Here is a 19970-nt window from a genome sequence, read left to right on the forward strand (position 1 = left end):
TTTTCTACCAGTAGTTTTCCACTGCAACCTGGCCCGGACGTCGACTCAGGCTCAATTGCATGTCCCGTTGCTTGAGCAACTGGCGGGTGTCATCGACCATCTGCGGGTTGCCGCAAATCAGTACGCGCGAGTGCTCCGCCGTCAGCTCGACGCCGGCCACACGTTCCAGCTCACCGTTTTCTATCAAGGCCGTAATGCGCCCGTTCAACGCACCCGGATGCTGTTCACGGGTGACGATGGGGATGTAGATGAACTTGTGGGCGTATTCGGCAAGATACTCACGTGTCCCCAGCTCCTTGATCAGCGACTGGTACGCTAATTCCTTGGCCTCCCGGGCGCTGTACACGAGGATGATGCGCTCGAATTTCTCCCAGGCTTCGAAGTCCTGCAGGATCGACAGGAACGGTGCCACGCCGGTACCGGTGCCCAGCAGCCACAGGTCACGCCCATCCACGAAGCGGTTCAGGGTCAGGAAGCCCGTGGCCTGGCGTTCCACCAGCAAGGTATCGCCTACCTGCAGGCGGCTCAGTTCACTGGTGAACTCACCGCCTGGGACGACAATGGAAAAAAAATCGAGATACTCGTCGAACGGCGACGACACCACGGAATAGGCACGCCATACCGTGCTGCCGTCTGCCTTGGTTACGCCCAGGCGCACGAATTGGCCGGCGGTAAAACGAAAGCCGGGGTCGCGGGTGGTGCGCAGGGTGAAGAGGCTGGGGGTCAGCGATTGTACGTCGAGCAAGGTCTGGCGGGTAAATTTCTCAGCACTGGCCGTCATGGGGGACTCCGTTTTGCACAGGTGCCTAGTGTCCCTCAAAGCAGGCCGCGCAAACACCGTTGATTTGTACTGGCATTGCCAGGACGCCAAACCCTGGACAGTCTGCCGCGTAACGAAATGCGCTGAGGGAGTAACGGGGGCCGACCAGCGCAAACTAACTATTTAGCTATTAATCGATTGCCAACCTACCACCGTCTAGCACATCGCATTTAAGAGCTATCAATCTGACAGCATTTATAAGCCTTTAAATCTAATAAAAAACCACCTTTCTGTTGGGGAACTTATACAAAACCCGCCACACCGTACAAAATTAAACGACTGTTAGATTTGACTGCACATAACATCTTTTTCACATGCATTCGTAGGCGGTGTCCTACACTCATTTCCGTTAAACACCGGGATCGGGACGTACCCACGTGACATAGCAAACAATGGAGATTCACCGATGGAAAACTGGCGCACTACTCGCCTCCCCAAACTGGAAGGGGAAAACGAGATCACTACTGTCTTTGAAATGGTGCTCAACCATACCTATGAACTAGGCTTCCAGTACTGCTCATTCACGATGGGCTGCCAATCACATAGCCCTCAAGCAAAACCCGTTCAGATGAATAACTACCCAAATGAATGGAGCAAACTTTATCAACGAGCGCACTACTTCGACGTAGACCCAATTGTGGCCCACTGCAAGCGCTGCGTATTGCCTATCGTCTGGGAGGAAAAAGCATTCGAAACCGCGCCTGAGTTGTGGTCGATGGCCCAATCGTACGGCGTGCATTTAGCCTGGACACAACCGGTGCATGACTTCCAGGGCGTCTACAGCATGCTGACCTTGGGCCGCAGTACTGGCGAAATCACTCCGCAGGAATTATATGAAAAGGCAGGCCAGGCCTTGTGGCTATGTCATGCGCTACACGCGGTGGTAGCGCAAAAATATGCCGCTAACTCCGACGTGCATTCTCCGAGCAAACTGACCCCACGGGAAACAGAAATCCTCAGATGGTCAGGCCTGGGCAAGACCGCATCGGATATCGCCACCATTCTCTGCCTGTCGGAGCGCACGGTGGGTTTTCATATCAGCAGCACGTTCAAGAAACTGGGGGTCAACAATAAGATCGCTGCCGTACTCAGAGCTTCCAAAGCGGGGCTGCTTTAACTGGCGCAAGAAACACTGCATGTCATCGGGTTCAAAAAAAAGTAACATTTGTGGTCAATTCTGAGTGTTGACGCAGCCCTTGAAGGTATTGCTTCGCGGTTCACTCAGACGGCCCCCCGATTACCCCAGAGCCTCCCCCGCCATGCCCCTGCTCGACAGCCCCTTCGCCCAGCTCGATCTGATTCGCCAACCAGAGCAGCATAATGATCCGCTGCAAGCCTTTGATGCCGCCGACGAGTACCTGCTCAGCTACCTGGCCGAACAGCAACCCCACGCTGCCACCCGCGTGCTGATCCTCAATGACAGTTTCGGCGCCCTGGCAGCCAGCCTTGAGGGCCAGGTGCAGTTAGCCTCCAGCGGTGACTCATTCCTCGCCGCACAGGGGTTGGAGAAAAACCTCGTGCGCAACGGCAAGGCCTTTGATGCAGTAAGGTATATGCCGGCCAGCCAGGTCGCGACCGGGCCGTTCGATCGCGTGTTGCTTCGTGTTCCGAAAACCCTGGCGCTGCTGGAGGAACAACTGATCCGCCTGCAGGGGCAACTGGCACCTGGCGCCGAAGTGATTGCCGCGGCGATGGTCAAGCATCTGCCACGGGCCGCAGGCGAGTTGCTGGAGCGTTACATCGGGCCGATGCACGCCTCATTGGCGGTAAAAAAGGCACGGTTACTGATCGCCACCGCTGCCGAACGCCCCGTGGCGGTCTCGCCCTACCCGACCCGCTACACCCTGGAAGCACCGGCCATCGAATTGCTCAACCACGCCAATGTGTTCTGCCGCGAAGGCCTGGACATCGGCACCCGCGCCTTCCTGCCCCACCTGCCCAAAGACCTCGGCAATGCCCGCGTGGCAGACCTGGGCTGCGGCAACGGCGTGTTGGCGATTGCCAGCGCCCTGCAAAACCCCGACGCCCACTACACCCTGGTGGATGAGTCCTACATGGCCGTGCAGTCCGCCGCTGAAAACTGGCAAGCCGCTTTGGGCCGGCGTGAGGTCATAGTACGCGCCGATGACGGCCTGGCCGGCCAGGAGGCGCAATCGCTGGACGTGGTGCTGTGCAACCCACCGTTCCACCAGCAACAGGTTGTCGGTGACTTCCTCGCCTGGCGTATGTTCCAGCAGGCTCGAGAAGCCCTGGTCGTCGGCGGCGCCCTGTATATCGTCGGTAACCGTCACCTGGGCTACCACAGCAAGCTGGCGCGGTTGTTCCGCGGTGTCGAGCAAGTAGCGGCCACGCCGAAGTTCGTGATTCTCAAGGCTCGCAAATAAAAAAGCCCTGCCCTTCCAAAAGAAAAGCAGGGCTTGCCCCTCAAGTCAGCAGGCAGCGCGGGCTGCAAAGCCCGGATAGGGATGTCAGTGGGTGGTCAGGCCGGCGGCATTCATGAACATGCGCATCAGGCTGGCCACAATGAACAGGGCCACCACGCTGGCGGTCCAGATCATCGCCAGCCAACCCAGGCGCCGCCACAACGGCTGCTTCTCGGCCTGTTCAATCTCGTGCAATGTAGGTTTGCCGGACATGTTTCGACCCTCCTAGTGATAGCCGTCTTCGTGGGTGACCTTGCCACGGAACACGTAGTAGCTCCAGAAGGTGTAGCCCAGGATGAACGGGATGATGAACAACGTGCCCACCAGCATGAAGCCCTGGCTTTGCGGCGGCGCGGCGGCATCCCAGATCGACACGGACGGCGGGATGATATTCGGCCACAGGCTGATACCCAGCCCGCTGTAGCCGAGAAAGATCAACACCAGCGTCAACAGGAACGGCGTGTAGTGCGCATGGCGAGCCACGGCGCGGAACAACCCGTACATGGTCACCAGCACCAGGATCGGCACTGGCAGGAACCAGAAAAGGTTCGGCAGGGTGAACCAGCGCGAGGCGATTTCCGGATGGGTCAGCGGCGTCCAGATACTGACGATACCGATCACCGCCAACACCACGAAAGCCAACGGCCGCGCCAGGTTATGCATCTGCTCCTGCAACTTGCCTTCGGTCTTCATGATCAGCCAGGTGCAGCCGAGCAAGGCATAGGCCACGATCAACGCTACGCCGCAGAACATCGTGAAGGGTGTCAGCCAGTCCAGTGAGCCGCCGGCAAACTGGCGGTTGACCACCGGGATGCCGTCGATGAAGGCGCCCAGCGCTACGCCCTGGAAGAAGGTCGCCGCCAGCGAGCCGCCGATAAACGCTTTATCCCACAGATGGCGCTTGTGATCCTTGGCCTTGAAGCGGAACTCGAAGGCCACGCCACGGAAGATCAACCCGATCAGCATCAGGATCAGCGGCAGGTACAACGCCGACAACACCACCGAATACGCCAGCGGGAACGCGCCAAACAATGCCGCGCCGCCGAGGACCAGCCAGGTTTCGTTACCGTCCCATACCGGGGCCACGGTGTTCATCATGACGTCGCGATCGACCTTGCCCGGGATAAACGGGAAAAGGATGCCGATGCCCAGGTCGAAGCCGTCCATGACCACGTACATCATGATGCCGAAGATGATGATCACGGCCCAGATCAGCGGAAGATCAATACCCATCTCAATTCCCCTTGTGCTGGATGTGGTCGTGGTCGTTATCGCTGCCATCGTCGGCGGCGGACAACGGCCGCGCCGGGGTGCGTTTCTGGCCAGGGCCACCGTGGGTGGGTTCGCTGCCTTCGTGAGTCTGAGGCCCTTTGCGCACCAGGCGCATCATGTAGCCCAGGCCGGCACCGAACAGCGCGAAGTACACCACCACGAACAACACCAGAGTGATGGTCATCTGCGCAAGGCTATGCCCGGACGAGGCATCTGCCGTGCGCATCAACCCATAGACCACCCATGGTTGGCGTCCGATTTCAGTGGTGAACCAACCGGCGAGAATCGCGATCAACCCGGACGGGCCCATCCACAACGCCAGGTACAGGAACGGCTTGGACGTGTACATTTTGTCGCCCCGGCGCAGCCAGAGGCTGAACAAACCGGTGAAGATCATCAAAAAGCCCAGGCCGACCATGACCCGGAATGACCAGAACACGACGGTCGAGTTCGGACGGTCCTCAGGCGGGAACTCCTTGAGCGCCGGCACCTGCTTGTCCAGGGAGTGGGTCAGGATCAGGCTGCCGAGGTAGGGAATCTCGACCGCGTATTTGGTTTTCTCGGCTTTCATGTCCGGCCAGCCGAACAGGATCAGTGGGGTCGGCTCGTTGCCGATGTTTTCCCAGTGGCCTTCAATCGCGGCGATTTTTGCTGGTTGATGCTTGAGCGTATTGAGGCCATGGAAGTCGCCGATCACCGCCTGGATCGGCGCGACGATCAAGGCCATCCACATGGCCATCGACAGCATTTTGCGGATCGCCGGGTTGTCCTTGCCGCGCAGCAGATGCCAGGCCGCCGAGGAGCCGACGAAGAACGCCGTAGCCACGAAGGCCGCCGTGGCCATGTGCATCAGGCGATAGGGGAATGAAGGGTTGAAGATCACCGCCAGCCAATCGGTGGGAATCACGCGGCCATCGATGATTTCAAAGCCCTGGGGCGTCTGCATCCAGCTGTTGGATGCCAGAATCCAGAACGTGGAGATCAACGTACCGACCGCCACCATCACCGTGGAGAAAAAGTGCAGCTTGCGCCCCACCTTGTTCCAGCCGAACAGCATCACACCGAGGAAACCGGCCTCGAGGAAGAAGGCCGTCAACACTTCATATGTCAGCAACGGCCCGGTAATGCTGCCGGCGAAATCCGAGAAACGGCTCCAGTTGGTGCCGAACTGATAGGCCATGACCAGGCCCGAGACCACCCCCATGCCGAAGTTGACCGCGAAGATCTTCGACCAGAAATGGTAGAGGTCACGGTAGGTGTCGTTGTGGGTCTTGAGCCACAAGCCTTCAAGCACCGCAAGGTAACTGGCCAGGCCGATGGTGATCGCCGGGAACAGGATGTGAAACGAGATGGTAAACGCGAATTGAATTCGGGCGAGATCTAGCGCCTCCAAACCGAACATAAGTCTTCCTCTGTCAGGTAATACCGGCTGCTGGCTGGGAGCCTGCAACCACTGCCCCCACGGATATGGAGTGCGGCGAATTTCAATTCGTTTCTTTTTTTACCCATCTCGCGGGGAATCTGGTCTTGCGACCGCCAGAACAATCCCGGGGCAGGGTTTTGATCTGGATCAAGCGTTGCTGAAAGAGTAGTCCCATTTTTACAGGACGACTGTGTGGTCTTTTGCCGCGTGACAGCTTGCCTCAGCACCTTTCTCGCAACTATTTGTTACAGCTTGGTGCTAATCTCGCCATTCCCACACCCCTGGCCTGAGTCCCCGATGCCCAGTGAACCCGCGTTATTGTTACGTCACCACCGCCCTTTCATCGCGTTCTGGCTGGCACGCATCTTTACTGCCAGCGGTTTCCAGATGCTCACCGTGGCTATCGGCTGGAACCTCTACCAACTGACCGGCAATGTGCTGGACCTGGGCTTGGTGGGCCTGGTGGAATTCGTACCGCGTGTGCTGTTCATGCTGCACACCGGGCATGTGGCTGATCGCTATGAGCGACGCAAAGTCGCCGCCATCTGCCAGACTCTGCAGGCGCTGATTGCCTTGTCCCTGGCCATCGGCGGCCTGACCGGCAACGTGACCCGCGAGATGATCTTTATCCTCGCGTTCCTGCTCGGCGCGGCGCGTTCGTTTGAAATGCCCACCACCCAGGCGCTGCTGCCAAGTATCGTGCCGAGCGCCCTGTTCCCACGGGCCGTGGCCTCCTCACAATCGGCCCAGCAATTGGCGACCATCGTCGCGCCGGCCCTTGGCGGTTTGCTCTATGCGTTTGGCAGTGTGTGGGTGTACGGCCCGACTGTGGCGCTGTACCTGATCGCCTGCGTGCTGACCCTGAACCTGCCCGCCCGCCAGACCCCGCTGAACAAAGGCAAGGCCACCCTGGATTCGCTGCTGGCCGGCATTCGTTTTATCCGCAGCCGCCCGGACATCCTCGGCGCCATCTCTCTCGACTTGTTCGCCGTGCTGCTGGGTGGCGCCACAGCGCTGTTGCCGGTGTTCGCCAAGGACATCCTGTTGACCGGCGCCTGGGGCCTGGGCCTGCTGCGTTCGGCACCGGCGGTGGGGGCGTTGTTGATGTCGTTGTGGTTGGCGCGGTTCTCGGTGGATCGCCAAGTCGGCCGCGTGATGTTTACCGCCGTAGGCGTATTTGGCGTGGCAACCATCGCCTTCGGCCTGTCGACCTCGTTCTGGTTCTCCCTGGCAGTGTTGGTGGTGCTCGGCGCGGCGGACATGATCAGCATGGTGATCCGCGCGTCGTTCGTGCAGCTGGAAACGCCGGATGAAATGCGCGGGCGGGTCAGTGCGGTCAATGGCCTGTTTATCGGTGCGTCCAATCAATTGGGCGAATTCGAATCCGGAATTACCGCCCATTGGTTTGGGACAGTGCCTGCGGTGGTGATGGGCGGGATCGGCACGCTGGTAGTGACCGGGGTGTGGATCAAGCTGTTCCCGACCCTGGCTAACCGGGATCGCATGCATGTGCCGGTGGAAGAAACCAAGCCATAGGCTTCACCTCCATACCCTGTGGGAGCCGGGCTTGCCCGCGATAGGGGTGTATCAGGCGACTTTCTGGTGGCTGATACACCGCTATCGCAGGCAAGCCAGCTCCCACACTGGAACTTCATTGGTCTGACGGTTTGCGCTACAACACCTTATCCAAGGTAATCGGAAACTCCCGCACCCGCTTGCCGGTGGCGTGGTAAATCGCATTCGCCACCGCCGCCGCCACCCCGACGATTCCGATCTCTCCCACACCCTTGGACCCCAGGGCATTGACGATCTCGTCGTGCTCTTCGACAAACACCACGTCAATCTCGCCGATATCGGCGTTCACCGGGATGTGATACTCGGCCAGGCTGTGGTTCATGTAGCGTCCCAGTCGGTGATCGACCTGGGTCTCTTCATGCAGGGCCATGCCGATGCCCCACACCACACCGCCAAGGATCTGGCTGCGGGCCATCTTCGGGTTGACCACGCGCCCGGCGGCAACCGCGCTGACTACACGGCTGACCTTGATAGTGCCCAGGTCCTCGTCCACCCGCACCTCGACGAATACCGCCGAGTGGGTGGCGGTGGCATAGCCCTCGCGCTTCTTGTCGGGCTCACTGTCGACCTGCACCTCCAGGACGTCCTCACCGCTGTCCTTGACGAGCTGAGCCAACGCCACGCTCACGTCACCGGCATGCAGCTTGCCGTCCTCGAACCTTACGGATTCGGCATCCTTGAACACCGGATAAGTCTGCCGGGCGATTTTCAGCAATTTGGTGTTCAGCGCTTCGCACGCTTGCTGCACAGCGGTGCCGACGGAGGACACGGTAAACGAACCGCCCTGCAGCGGCGCCGTGGGCAGGGACGAATCACCCAACAGGAAATTGATATCGGCCAGCGCCACGCCACTGGCCTGTGCCGCGATCTGGGTCATCACTGTGTAGGTGCCCGTGCCAATATCCGTGGTGGCGCTGCTGACCGTGAGCTTGCCGTCGGCGTCGATGCGTGCCTTGGCGCTGGCCTTCATCTGCATGGCTTCCCACACGCCGCCGGCCATGCCCCAGCCAATCAACTGGCGGCCGTCGCGCATGCTGCGCGGTTCCGGATTGCGCTGGCTCCAGCCGAAGCGTTCGGCGCCCTCGCTGTAACACTCGCGCAGAGCCTTGCTCGACCAGGGCTTGTCTTCGTTCTGGTTGCGTTCGGCATAGTTGATCAGGCGCAGTTGCACCGGATCGATAGCCAGGGCGCAGGCCAGTTCATCCATGGCGCACTCCAGGCCGATCACGCCCAAGGCGGCGCCGGGTGCACGCATGTCCAAGGGTGTGAACACATCCAGCGGCGCCAACTTGTAGGTCAGTTGCACGTTGTCGCAGTGATAGAGCATGCCGCTCCATTCCACTACGTGCTCGCTGAAATCCTCGAAGCGCGACGTCTGGCCAATTGCGGTATGCCCCAGAGCCAGCAATCGGCCGTTGGCAGCGGCACCCATTTGCAAACGCTGCAAGGTGCGCGGGCGATAACCGAAAGTGAACATTTGCTGGCGAGTCAGAGTGACGCGCACTGAACGTTTGAGCGCCAGAGATGCCATGACGGCCAGTGGCAGTTGGTATTGCGGGCGCAGGCCCGAACCGAACGCGCCACCGACGAAGGCGGCAAAGATGCGCACCTGGGTTTTATCCAGGCCAAACACTTTTTGCACATAGGCCTGGCAGTTCTGCGGGCCCTGGGTCTTGTCGTGGATATGCAGAGTGCCGTTCGGTTGGTACAGCACGGTGCTGGCGTGGGGCTCCATCGGGTTGTGGTGCTCGATGGGGGTGCTGTAGTGCAAATCGAGGCTGACGGCGGCACCCGCCCATTCGGCCTGGAAGTTGCCGCGTGGCTTGGGCGGCGTCTGTGGCGAAGGGTGGGCCTGCTCCTGTTGGGTGAGCAAATCCGTCTCGAAGCTTTCGCGTTCGTATTCGATCTGCACCAGTGAGCCGGCATGCCGCGCCAGCTCCAGGTTATCGGCGATCACCAGGGCCAGGGGCTGGCCGCTGTAGAGCACACGATCGTTGTAGAGCGGGCGAAACGGCGAGCCATCAGCGGCATCGGCGTCGGCGAAGGCATCGTCGTAACTGGCGATCTTCGGTCGATTGAGGTGATGGATCACCGCCACCACTCCCGGCAACGCCAGGGCGTTGGCAGTATCAATGCTGACGACCCGGCCCTTGGCGATAGTGCTGGAGACTACGCTGCCATGCAGCAGGCCGTCTTCGGGAAATTCACCGGCATAACGCGCTTGTCCGGTGACTTTAAGCAGGCCGTCGACACGGTCCAGGGGTTTACCGATGGCACTCATGGTTGTTCTCCTGCGACCGCTGCATCGCTCAGGGCACGAATGATTGCGCGACGCGCCAACTTGATCTTGAAGCCGTTGTGTTCCAGCGGCTCGGCATCTTGCAATAGGGCGTCGGCGGCGTTGCTGAAGGTTTCGCGGCTGACGGCCTGGCCGATCAATGAAGTTTCTACCGCACGGTCACGCCAGGGTTTGTGCGCCACGCCACCCAGCGCCAGGCGTGCATCGATGATGGTCTCGCCATCAAGCTCAAGGGCTGCGGCGACGGACACCAAGGCAAAGGCGTAGGACGCCCGGTCGCGGATTTTCAGGTAGTGGCTGTGCCAGGCCAGCTGGTTGGCGGGCAACTCGATGGCGGTGATCAACTCGTCGTCGGCCAACTGGTTATCGCGCTGCGGCGCATCACCGGGCAGGCGGTGGAAGTCGGCAAACTCGATGACTCGTGCCCCGCCTCGCCCCTCGACATGTACCCGCGCCTCCAGCGCCGCCAACGCCACGCACATGTCCGAAGGATGGGTGGCCACGCAGTGCTCGCTGGCGCCGAGGATCGCATGGATGCGATTCAAACCGCTGCGTGCCGGGCAGCCGCTGCCGGGCTCGCGCTTGTTGCACGGCACCGTCGCGTCATAGAAGTAGTAGCAACGGGTGCGCTGCAACAGGTTGCCGCCGGTACTGGCCATGTTGCGCAGCTGCGGCGAAGCCCCGGCCAGGATCGCCTGGGACAGCAACGGGTAGCGCTGTTCGATCAGCGGGTGCCAGGCCAGGTCGGCATTGCTCACCAGCGCGCCGATACGCACACCGCCCTCGGCAGTTTCTTCAATCGCATGCAGTGGCAGGCCAGTGATATCGATCAGGTGCTCGGGGCGGCTGATGTTTTCTTTCATCAAGTCCAACAGGTTGGTACCGCCGGCAATAAAGCGCGATACCGCACTGCTCAAGTGCACGGCTTCGTGCACATCAGCAGGTTTGCTGTACTGGAAAGGGTTCATTGCTCACCTCCCGTGGTGCGGCACGCTGGCAGCGCCTCTTCGATGGCATCGCGGATATTGGTGTAGGCGCCGCAACGGCAGAGGTTGCCGCTCATCAGCTCCTGGATCTGGGCACTGTCGTGTGCGCGGCCTTCATTGGCCAGGCCCACGGCGGAACAGATCTGACCGGGGGTGCAGTAGCCGCACTGGAAGGCATCGTGTTTGATAAAGGCTTGCTGCATGGGGTGAAGTTGGTCGCCTTCGGCCAAGCCTTCGATGGTGGTCAGCTCGGCGCCATCGCACATCACAGCAAGGGTCAGGCAGGCGTTCACGCGCTTGCCATCGCGTAATACCGTGCAGGCGCCACATTGGCCGTGGTCGCAGCCTTTTTTGCTGCCGACCAGGTCCAATTGTTCACGCAACAGGTCCAGCAAGGTGGTCCAGGGCAGCACGTCCAATTGGCGATCCTGGCCATTGAGGGTCAATCGAATCGAGTGGGCGACGAACGGTTGGGCCGTCGCGCCATTAGGGGTCGCGCTCATAAAACACCTCACGGGTTGGTGTACATCCGCGGCGTTCAGGAAAGTCGCCGTCTTAGGGGTACGACTTCCCGGGGTTTTGAGCGTTCAAGATGATTGATCAGCGGATATTGAGCTGGGCTTTCAAGGTGTTTTGCGGCGGGTTGATTGAGGTGTTGGTGAATTCGAACCAGCCTTGGGCCTGCACATTCAGGTCGAACACATAGATGTAGCCCATCAAGGTGCCGACACCGTTGCACGCCTCACTGATGGTACCGACCTGGCATACCGCCGTGCGTTGCCCGTCCAACTTTGCGCCGTTGAAGCGCCCCATCGGGCTATTGCCCAGGCCGACTTCCATGACCGAGACCTTGGTGGGCCCGCGGTGCTCGCACATCTGGGTGGTGTTTACCCGTTCCGGGATCGCTTCGCTGCACTTGGCCGATTCCACCTTGAACACCCGCACCTCGCTCAAGGCCGGTGCAGCCGCGCCCCACGCCGGTGCTGCACCCAGCCACAGGCTGATACTGGCGATCAGAGCTAGACTCCATGCGTTGGCTTTTTTCATGCTGGCAATGACCCGGTATTGAACGTCGGCGCAGTATGCCTCAAGGCCATGCGCCACACAGCCTCGGCTGCTGGTATGATGCGCCGCTTTTTCCGATCCTCTCTGAAACCACAGGCGCTTGGCGCAGTTTGTGCTTTGACTTAGAGGTCAACAAATAACGACGCAAGATAGCGTCACAGGGAGCCGGCATGCTGGAAAAGCTGTTTCAACTCAAAGCACACAACACCAATGTGCGCACCGAGATTCTCGCGGGTATCACTACGTTCCTGGCCATGGCCTACATCCTGTTCGTGAACCCGAGCATCCTCGGCGAGACCGGCATGGACAAGGGCGCGGTGTTTGTCGCCACCTGCCTGGCCGCCGCCATCGGCTCCACCGTGATGGGCCTGATCGCCAACTACCCGATTGCCCTCGCACCGGGCATGGGCCTCAACGCCTTCTTTACCTACACCGTGGTCCTGCACATGGGCCATACCTGGCAGGTGGCGTTGGGTGCGGTATTCATTTCGGCGGTGCTGTTCTTCCTGCTGTCGATCTTCCGTATCCGCGAGTGGATCATCAACAGCATCCCCCTGCCCCTGCGTTCGGCAATTGCCGCCGGTATCGGCCTGTTCCTGGCGCTGATCGCCCTGCACAACGCCGGTATCGTAGTCGCCAACCCGGCCACCCTGGTGGGCCTGGGCGACCTGAAGCAACCTGCGCCGATCCTCGCCACCCTCGGTTTCGTGCTGATCGTCGCGCTGGAAGCCCTTGCGGTACGTGGCGCCGTGTTGATCGGCATCCTCGCGGTGACGATTGTCTCGATCCTGTTGGGCGTCACCCCGTTCGGCGGCGTGACTTCGATGCCACCGTCCCTGGCCCCGACCTTCCTGCAGCTGGATATCAAGGGCGCCCTGGATATCGGTCTGGTCAGCGTGATCTTCGCCTTCCTGTTCGTCGACCTGTTCGATAACTCCGGCACCCTGATCGGCGTCGCCAAGCGTGCCGGCCTGATGGGCAAGGACGGCCATATGCCGAAAATGGGCCGTGCGCTGATCGCCGACAGCACCGCCGCCATGGCCGGCTCCTTGCTGGGCACTTCGACCACCACCAGCTATATCGAATCCGCTGCGGGCGTGAGTGCTGGTGGTCGCACCGGCTTGACCGCCATCGTGGTTGCGATCCTGTTCCTGCTGGCGTTGTTCTTCTCACCGCTGGCAGCCAGTGTGCCGGCCTTCGCCACCGCGCCAGCGCTGCTGTTCGTTGCGGTATTGATGACCTCTGGCCTGGCCGAAATCGACTGGGATGACATTACTGTTGCAGCGCCGGTGGTGATCACTGCCCTGGCGATGCCCTTCACTTACTCCATCGCCAACGGCATCGCCTTCGGTTTCATCGCCTGGACCGCCATCAAGCTGCTTTCGGGCCGCTACCGTGAGCTGAACCCGGCGCTGGTGATCCTGTCGATTCTGTTTGTGATCAAGCTGGGCTGGTTCAACGCATGATTTTTGACGCCGCAACCTACACCGTTCAACTGCAAGACAAGGTCACGCGCCTGCGTGACCTGCTGGCACCCTTCGACGCGCCCGAGCCGCAGGTTTTCGACTCGCCCCTGCAGAACTTCCGCCTGCGCGCGGAGTTCCGCCTGTGGCGCGAAGGAGGCGAGCGCCATTACGCGATGTTTTCCCAGGACGACAAGCGCACGCCGATCCTGATCGAAGCATTCCCTATCGCCAGCCAGCGTATCAACCAACTGATGCCGCAACTCAAGGCCGCCTGGCAAGCCAGCGCCGCCCTGAGCCACAAGCTGTTCCAGGTGGAGTTCCTTACCACCCTGGCCGGCGACGCGATGATCACCTTGTGTTACCACCGCCCCCTGGACGAACATTGGCACACCGCCGCAAACAAGCTGGCGGCGGAGCTGAACGTGAGCATCATCGGCCGCTCCAAGGGCAAGCGCGATGTGATCGGCCAGGACTACGTGGTGGAAAAACTCGACATCGGTGGCCGCACCTTCAGCTACCGCCAACCCGAAGGCGCCTTCACCCAGCCCAACGGCACGGTGAACCAGAAGATGCTCAACTGGGCCTACGAAGCTCTGGGCGATCGCCCGGACGACCTGCTGGAGCTGTATTGCGGCAACGGCAACTTCACCCTGCCGCTGGCCACCCGCGTGCGTAACGTGCTGGCCACCGAGATCAGCAAGACCTCGGTGAATGCGGCCTTGAGCAACCTTGATGAGAACGCGGTGGAGAATGTCACGCTGGTGCGCCTCTCCGCCGAAGAGCTCACCGAAGCCCTGAATGAAGTGCGCCCGTTCCGCCGCCTGCACGGCATCGACCTGAAAAGCTATGAGTTCGGTAGCGTCTTCGTCGACCCGCCCCGCGCCGGCATGGACCCGGACACCTGCGAACTGACCCGGCGTTTCGACAACATCCTGTACATCTCTTGCAACCCGCAGACGTTGGCAGCGAACGTCGCGCAACTGCACGACACGCACCGCATTACCCAATGTGCGATGTTTGACCAGTTCCCGTGGACGCACCATATGGAGTCGGGTGTGTTGCTGACACGCAGGTAATTGCTCAAATCCCTGAGATCCAACTGCTATCGGGAGCAAGTCGAATCGTCGCACCGCCCCTCCCACAGGGGTTACTCATGTGTCTGGTGTTTCTGGTACGTCCTTGCGCGGCCGCCCGCCCTTCTTGCCATTGGCGCGGGCGGCGGCAGATTTGGCCGCGCTGCTTTTGCGACCATTGCGCGATGCCACCAGGCTGGTTGCCAGGTCCATCAGCGGCTGGCTTGTAGCGATCAGGCCGGTAATCGAAACATCCAGGTCCTGAGCTTCACAGCTGATGGCCTTGCCACCGAAAGTCACTTCCAATTGCTGGAAATCCTTCGCTGAAAAACCCTCGAACTCCGGCAGGCCAGCCACCGGCAACACAATGCGGCTGCCATCGCTGAAGCCGATGGAGAGGCAGTCGTTTTCGTAACGCACATTGCTGGCGTTGGCGTACAGGCGTTTCAACCTGCGCCCTCGGGCGATTGCCTTGTCAACGTCGGCCTCAGTGAGAGGTACATAAGGTTTGACTTTGGCTTTTATGATCTTTTTCATAAATCGATCTCCACAAAACCCGGTGCCCTGACCAGATTCAAAATTGTTTTCTGCCCTACGACATCGTGTCGGGCACGTGCAATCACATAAACCCCGCGCTGAATGACCAATCCAGAAATGAGTTCATCCGTTTCCCAGTTCCAGGAATAATTCTCCAGGCAAACCGTCTGCAGTTTTTCCCACCAAATCCTGCGTGCCCGCGCCAAGTAGTGCCGCTGCATGATCGCCTCGCGTATTTCCTTCAGTACCGACATGGGTGGCCGCCTCCGTTCAGGCTCTACGTCCCACAACTCAACATCCCCATCCAAAAAACTGAAGCGAAAGCGTGCATCCCATCCCTTGCCCCTGACATGCACATGGGGCGGGCAATGCTCATCCCTGATAAACACTGAAATCACGTAGCCTTTGTAAGCACCTACTCTCATCGTAACCCATCCGTTAGGTTATTTTCCGCCAGGTAACAATTTCCCTCTGCCACCCGACAACCGGCTCCCTCTTCCCGAAGCTGTTTCACAGATTAGTAACCACAAAAAACCCGGCGAATGCCGGGTTGTAACCGCTCATGCCGACGGCTGGAAATACCCGGCCAACGCCCGCAAGTCCTGCTCGCTCAGCAACCCCGCGTAATACTTCAGTTGAATGCGCGCCAGCAGGTACGCATGCCGCGCATTCGCCAGGTCGCGGCGGGCAGTGAAGAGTTGTTGTTCGGCATCAAGCACATCGAGGTTGACCCGTTCGCCGCCGCTGACGCTTTTCTTCGTGGCGGTCACCAGCGCTGTGGCGGAACTCACCGCCATTTCATAAGCGCGCACCTTCGCCGCGCCGCTGGTGTTGAGGTTGAACTGCTTGCGCAACTCCACCAGCGTGGCGGCTGTTTGCGCGTCCAGCTCGTATTGGGCCTGGGACAGCTGGTTGGCCGCCTGGCGCGTGGAGGCAGACACCGAGCCGCCGGCGAACAGCGGCAGGCTGACCTGGATACCCACGCTGTTGGTGTCGTACTTCTGGTTGTAGCTGCTTTCTGAGTCGGAGCTGGTCTGGCGGCTGCTGGCGTACAGGCTGACCTTGGGCAAGTGCCCGGCGCGCTTGCGTTCCACTTCATAAGAAGCCACATCCAGCGCGTGGTGCTGGGACTTGAGTTCAGGGTTGTTGGCCATGGCCAGCTCACGCCAGGTTTCGAAGCGATCCGGTTCCAGCGGCGCAATGTCGAATTGGCGTGCCAGGGGCGCCAGCGCTTGGATCTGCAGCGGCTGGCCGACAATGGCTTCCAGTTCGCGCAAGGCGCTGTCCTGGGCATCCAGGGACTCGATTTCTTCGGCCTGGGCCAGGCTCAATCGCGCCTGGGTTTCGAGCACATCGGTGCGCGTGCCTTCACCGCCTTTTAGCAGGCGATTATTAAGTTGCAGACGTTCGGCATAGGCGCGTTTCTGCGCTCGGCTCAACTCGATGCGCTCCTGGGCCAGCAACGCCTGGCTGTAGGCGCCCAGCACCCGCACCGCCAGTTCCTGGCTCTTGCCGCGAAAGCGCTCGTCAGCCATCAGCGCCTGGGCGGTGCCCTGGCGAAAGCGCGCATAGGCTTCGTAATCCAGCAGCGGTTGCTGCAAGGTCAGGGTCGAAGCATAGCTGCGGTAATGACGGTCGCTGGTGACATTGCCGAGCGCGGTGCTCTGGGTGACTTCGGACTCATTGCGCGAATTGTTGTAGCTCCAGGACAGGTTCGGCAGCAGGGCCGCCCGCCCGATCACGCGGTTTTCTTCACCGGCTTCACGCTCCTGGATTGCGGCCTGAAAGGTCGGGTCGTTGCGCAGGGCCAAGTCATAAACGTCCAATAAACCCAGAGCCTGCGCGACCGATGTGCAACTGAGACAGAGGGTGAACAGCAACGCCTTCATTCTTCCACCAAGGCCATATGAGTGCGGTCCAGTAACGGTTTGAACAAGTAGTTGAGCATCGAGCGCTCGCCCGTCTTGACGAAGGTTTCCACCGGCATGCCCGGGCGGATTTGCACACCGCCCAGTTGCTGCATGCCGGCCGCACTGACCTGTGCCCGCAACGTGTAGTAGGGCTCATCAGTGCGTTCATCCACCTGTCGGTCAGCGGACACCAGCATGACCTCCCCCGCCACCCGTGGCGTGGTGGATTGGTTGAACGCCGAGAACATCAATTCCACCGGCAAACCTGGATGCACCTTGTCGATCATCTGCACCGGCACCCGTGCTTCCACCAGCAGCGGCTCGCCCTGGGGCACGATATCCATCAAGGCCTGGCCGGGCTTGATTACCCCACCCTCGGTGTACACCTCCAACCCCACCACCACGCCAGATGCCGGGGCACGTACCAGGCTGTTGGCCAGCTCAAACTCAGCGGAGGCCAGGCGATTGCGCAGGTCGTCGCTGCGGGTGCGGGTCTCGGCCAACTGGCCGCGCAGGTCTTTCTGGAAGTCTTCGCCGAGCTGGCGGATGCGCAAACGCAATTCCAGCACCTGGCGTTGCACCTGGCCGATGCGTCCAGCATCCTCGGCGATTGCGCCATCGATTTGCGCATACAACCGCTCGCTGTCGAGCAGGCGATTGCGTGGGATGTAGCCGTCGCGTGCCAACTCGCGCAGGCCCTGCAGTTGTTCATTCAACGCCGCCCGCTGTTGCACTTTGCTCGCCTGGGCGTCCCGCGTACCGCGCAATTGCGCCTCAAAGCCAGCAATGGTTTCGCGCAGGCCCGCCTGCTCGGTGGCCAGTGCCTGGGCACGGCTTTCGAACAGCTGGCGTTGCAGGTTCAAGGTGGCGGCGGCTTCGGGGTTGGCCAGCAGCTCAGGTGCAAACTCGATAGCCGCCGAACCCTCACTTTCGGCACTCAAGCGCGCTTCGCTGGCCAGGGACGCAAGGTATTGGCTGCGCAGCGACTGCATCTGCCCGCGTAACGGGGTTTCTTTCAAGCGCAGCAACACTTGGCCGGCACTGACCCGGTCACCGTCACGCACCTCGATACGCTCGACGATCCCGCCCGCCGGGTGCTGCACCGTCTTGCGATGGCCCGAGACCATGACCTTGCCCGGCACGGCCACGCCCTTGTCCAACGGAGCCAATGCTGCCCAACCGAGGAACCCGGCAAAGCCCCCGAGCACCAGCCACCAGCCCAGGCGTGAGTATTTTTTGTCATCCAGCGCCAGCACGTTGTGCGGTTGGTCGCTGACTAATGTGGGTTTAGTCTGGCTCATGCGTGTTTTCCTTCACCGAGGCGGTAGCTCATGCTCATGGTCGATACCGGCTTACTCGCTAAAGGTTTCTGCCGCGCTTCCAATACCCGCGCCGTCGGGCCAAAGGCCTGCATCTGGCCGTGCTTAAGGATCAGCAACTGGTCGGTCAGGCTCAGCACGTTGGGCTTGTGGGTAATCAGGATCAGGGTGCGGCGCTGTTGCTTGAGCTGGGCGATGGCGTGCAGCAGCGCCTGCTCGCCCACTTCGTCGAGATTGGCGTTGGGCTCATCCAGCACAATCAGCGCCGGCAGGCCGTACAGCGCACGCGCCAGGGCGACGCGTTGTTTTTGCCCACCGGACAAACCCGCGCCGCCTTCCCCCAGCAGGGTGTCGTAGCCTTCGGGCAGTTGCAGGATCAGCTCATGCACGCCGGCCATTTGTGCCGCAGCGAGGACTTTGTCGGCTTCCACCGTTTCAAAGCGCGCAATGTTTTGCGCGATGCTGCCGGCGAACAGCTGGATGTCCTGGGGCAAGTAACCGATATGCGGACCCAGTTGCTGCTTGTCCCACAGGGCCAGGTCGGCGCCATCGAGGCGCACCTTGCCGGCCAGCGGTGCCCAGGCGCCCACCAGCACCCGGGCCAGGGTCGACTTGCCGCAGCCCGACGGGCCGATAACACCGAGTACGTCACCGGCTGGCAGGCTGAAACCCAGGTTGGCCAGCGCCGGCCGGCGACTGCCAGGGGCGCAGGCGCTGATCTGCTCCACGCTCACCTGGCCCTTGGGCACCGGCAGGCTCATGCGTACCGGGCGTGCCGGGTTATCCTCAAGCATCAGCGACAGGCGCTCATAGGCCAGGCGCGCCGAACTCCATTGCTTCCACACGCCGATCAACTGGTCGATGGGGCTGAGCACCCGGCCCATCAGGATCGACCCGGCAATCATCATCCCCGGGGTGATGTCGCCATTGACCGCCAACCAGGCGCCCAAACCCAGTACCAGGGATTGCAGGGCCAGGCGTACGCCCTTGGACCAGGCGGTAACCACGGCAGTCTTTTCACTGGCCAGGTTCTGCTGCACCAGAAATGCCTGGTGTTGGCTGAACCAGCGCCCGCGCAAGGTCGCGAGCATGCCCATGGCTTCGATGGTGTCGGCATTGCGCAGGTTGGCCGTGGCCTGCTGGCTGGCGCTGATCGACAGTTGGCTGGCCAGGGCCATCGGCGCCTGGCTGACATGATGGTTGGCCCAGGCCAGGGCAATCAACAGCAGCGCACCGCCCAGCGCCAGCAGGCCCAGCCAGGGGTGGAACAGGAAGATCACCAACAGGTACACCGGAAACCATGGCGCATCGAAAAAGGCGAACAACGCCTGGCCGGTGGCGAACTGGCGCAAGGTGGTCAGATCGTGCAGGGCCTGGCCCGCGGCCTGGGTGCCGCCCTTGAGCTGCGCTTCATAGGCGGCGTCGAAGACACGCTGGTTCAAGCGCATGTCCATCTGCGTGCCAAGGCGAATCACCACCTGGCTGCGCACCCACTCCAGCGCTCCCATCAAGCCGAACAGGCCGAGAATCATCAGCGTCAGCATCAGCAGGGTCATCTGGTTGCCCGAGGCCAATACCCGGTCATACACCTGCAACATGTACAGCGCCGGGGCGAGCATCAGCAGGTTGATCACCGCCGAGAACAGGCCGATATTGAAGAAGGCACTTTTATAGGCCGTCAGTGCAGTCAGCATCTCATTCGTGCGCTTGGCACCGGGCCGAGTCATGGTGGTTGTTCCATTGAAGAGTCGAGCAAGGGCCCGCCCGGTGCGTTGACAGCACCTGCGGCGTGCCCACAGGAT

General features: G+C 60.9%; 18 protein-coding genes. 5 read left to right on the forward strand and 13 right to left on the reverse strand.

All coding sequences use genetic code 11. The annotated features are described in order from the left end of the window. Window positions 1–4: 4 nt before the first annotated feature. Entirely contained in the window at window positions 5–781 is a 777-nt protein-coding gene (locus TU73_RS14510) for a ferredoxin--NADP reductase (protein WP_057012811.1), read from the reverse strand. 445 nt (window positions 782–1226) lie between these two features. Here TU73_RS14510 and TU73_RS14515 point away from each other — a divergent pair, with 445 nt between their 5' ends. Both TU73_RS14515 and TU73_RS14520 read left to right on the forward strand, forming a co-directional pair. Beyond that, on the forward strand, window positions 1227–1937 hold the full coding sequence (locus TU73_RS14515; RefSeq protein ID WP_057012812.1) for a helix-turn-helix transcriptional regulator: 711 nt from the start codon (window positions 1227–1229) through the stop codon (window positions 1935–1937). A 142-nt stretch (window positions 1938–2079) separates the two neighbouring features. Next, window positions 2080–3204 (forward strand): methyltransferase, encoded by a 1125-nt coding sequence (locus TU73_RS14520; RefSeq protein WP_057012813.1) that lies wholly within the window; start codon window positions 2080–2082, stop codon window positions 3202–3204. Window positions 3205–3288: 84 nt separating this feature from the next. Here the strand turns inward: TU73_RS14520 and TU73_RS28355 are convergent, their stop codons facing one another. The 3 genes from TU73_RS28355 to TU73_RS14530 are packed head-to-tail and all read right to left on the reverse strand — an operon-like array spanning window position 3289 to window position 5917. Continuing rightward, window positions 3289–3456: a DUF2474 domain-containing protein gene (locus TU73_RS28355; RefSeq protein WP_068965453.1), complete on the reverse strand. Its 168-nt coding sequence runs from the start codon at window positions 3454–3456 to the stop codon at window positions 3289–3291. Window positions 3457–3468: 12 nt separating this feature from the next. After that, window positions 3469–4476, reverse strand: a complete 1008-nt coding sequence (gene cydB / locus TU73_RS14525; RefSeq protein ID WP_057012814.1) for a cytochrome d ubiquinol oxidase subunit II — start codon at window positions 4474–4476, stop codon at window positions 3469–3471. A gap of 1 nt (window position 4477) precedes the next feature. Further along, entirely contained in the window at window positions 4478–5917 is a 1440-nt protein-coding gene (locus TU73_RS14530) for a cytochrome ubiquinol oxidase subunit I (protein ID WP_057012815.1), read from the reverse strand. A gap of 318 nt (window positions 5918–6235) precedes the next feature. Here TU73_RS14530 and TU73_RS14535 point away from each other — a divergent pair, with 318 nt between their 5' ends. Continuing rightward, on the forward strand, window positions 6236–7474 hold the full coding sequence (locus TU73_RS14535) for an MFS transporter (protein WP_057012816.1): 1239 nt from the start codon (window positions 6236–6238) through the stop codon (window positions 7472–7474). A gap of 136 nt (window positions 7475–7610) precedes the next feature. On the opposite strand, the gene TU73_RS14540 is transcribed toward TU73_RS14535, so the two are convergent. The 4 genes from TU73_RS14540 to TU73_RS14555 all read right to left on the reverse strand — a co-directional run bounded on the left by TU73_RS14540 (window position 7611) and on the right by TU73_RS14555 (window position 11845). Continuing rightward, window positions 7611–9794 carry a xanthine dehydrogenase family protein molybdopterin-binding subunit gene (locus tag TU73_RS14540; RefSeq protein WP_057012817.1) on the reverse strand — a complete coding sequence of 728 codons (2184 nt, stop codon included), beginning with the start codon at window positions 9792–9794 and terminating at the stop codon, window positions 7611–7613. Continuing rightward, window positions 9791–10780 (reverse strand): FAD binding domain-containing protein, encoded by a 990-nt coding sequence (locus TU73_RS14545; protein WP_057012818.1) that lies wholly within the window; start codon window positions 10778–10780, stop codon window positions 9791–9793. Before TU73_RS14545 ends, TU73_RS14540 begins: the two co-directional genes overlap by 4 nt. Then, window positions 10777–11301, reverse strand: coding sequence for a (2Fe-2S)-binding protein (locus TU73_RS14550; protein ID WP_057012819.1), 525 nt, complete (start codon window positions 11299–11301; stop codon window positions 10777–10779). The genes TU73_RS14545 and TU73_RS14550 overlap by 4 nt, the downstream gene beginning before the upstream one ends. A 97-nt stretch (window positions 11302–11398) precedes the next feature. Continuing rightward, entirely contained in the window at window positions 11399–11845 is a 447-nt protein-coding gene (locus TU73_RS14555; protein WP_057012910.1) for a DUF4879 domain-containing protein, read from the reverse strand. 188 nt (window positions 11846–12033) lie between these two features. Between TU73_RS14555 and TU73_RS14560 the strand changes: the two genes are divergently transcribed. After that, the gene (locus tag TU73_RS14560) at window positions 12034–13329 is read left to right on the forward strand and encodes an NCS2 family permease (protein ID WP_034117796.1); all 1296 of its coding nucleotides are present in this window, start codon (window positions 12034–12036) and stop codon (window positions 13327–13329) included. Beyond that, the gene (gene trmA, locus TU73_RS14565; RefSeq protein WP_057012820.1) at window positions 13326–14405 is read left to right on the forward strand and encodes a tRNA (uridine(54)-C5)-methyltransferase TrmA; all 1080 of its coding nucleotides are present in this window, start codon (window positions 13326–13328) and stop codon (window positions 14403–14405) included. The genes TU73_RS14560 and trmA overlap by 4 nt, the downstream gene beginning before the upstream one ends. Window positions 14406–14480: 75 nt before the next feature. On the opposite strand, the gene TU73_RS14570 is transcribed toward trmA, so the two are convergent. The 5 genes from TU73_RS14570 to TU73_RS14590 all read right to left on the reverse strand — a co-directional run bounded on the left by TU73_RS14570 (window position 14481) and on the right by TU73_RS14590 (window position 19895). Next, window positions 14481–14939: a DUF2442 domain-containing protein gene (locus TU73_RS14570; protein ID WP_057012821.1), complete on the reverse strand. Its 459-nt coding sequence runs from the start codon at window positions 14937–14939 to the stop codon at window positions 14481–14483. Then, the gene (locus tag TU73_RS14575; RefSeq protein ID WP_057012822.1) at window positions 14936–15364 is read right to left on the reverse strand and encodes a DUF4160 domain-containing protein; all 429 of its coding nucleotides are present in this window, start codon (window positions 15362–15364) and stop codon (window positions 14936–14938) included. The genes TU73_RS14570 and TU73_RS14575 overlap by 4 nt, the downstream gene beginning before the upstream one ends. A 135-nt stretch (window positions 15365–15499) precedes the next feature. Then, window positions 15500–16828, reverse strand: coding sequence for a TolC family outer membrane protein (locus TU73_RS14580; protein ID WP_057012823.1), 1329 nt, complete (start codon window positions 16826–16828; stop codon window positions 15500–15502). Then, complete coding sequence (locus TU73_RS14585; RefSeq protein ID WP_057012824.1) at window positions 16825–18150, reverse strand: HlyD family type I secretion periplasmic adaptor subunit; 1326 nt, start codon at window positions 18148–18150, stop codon at window positions 16825–16827. Before TU73_RS14585 ends, TU73_RS14580 begins: the two co-directional genes overlap by 4 nt. Further along, on the reverse strand, window positions 18147–19895 hold the full coding sequence (locus tag TU73_RS14590) for a type I secretion system permease/ATPase (protein ID WP_057012825.1): 1749 nt from the start codon (window positions 19893–19895) through the stop codon (window positions 18147–18149). Before TU73_RS14590 ends, TU73_RS14585 begins: the two co-directional genes overlap by 4 nt. Between the last annotated feature and the right edge of the window lie 75 nt (window positions 19896–19970).

It is taken from the genome of Pseudomonas libanensis (assembly GCF_001439685.1).
Lineage (GTDB): Bacteria > Pseudomonadota > Gammaproteobacteria > Pseudomonadales > Pseudomonadaceae > Aquipseudomonas > Aquipseudomonas libanensis.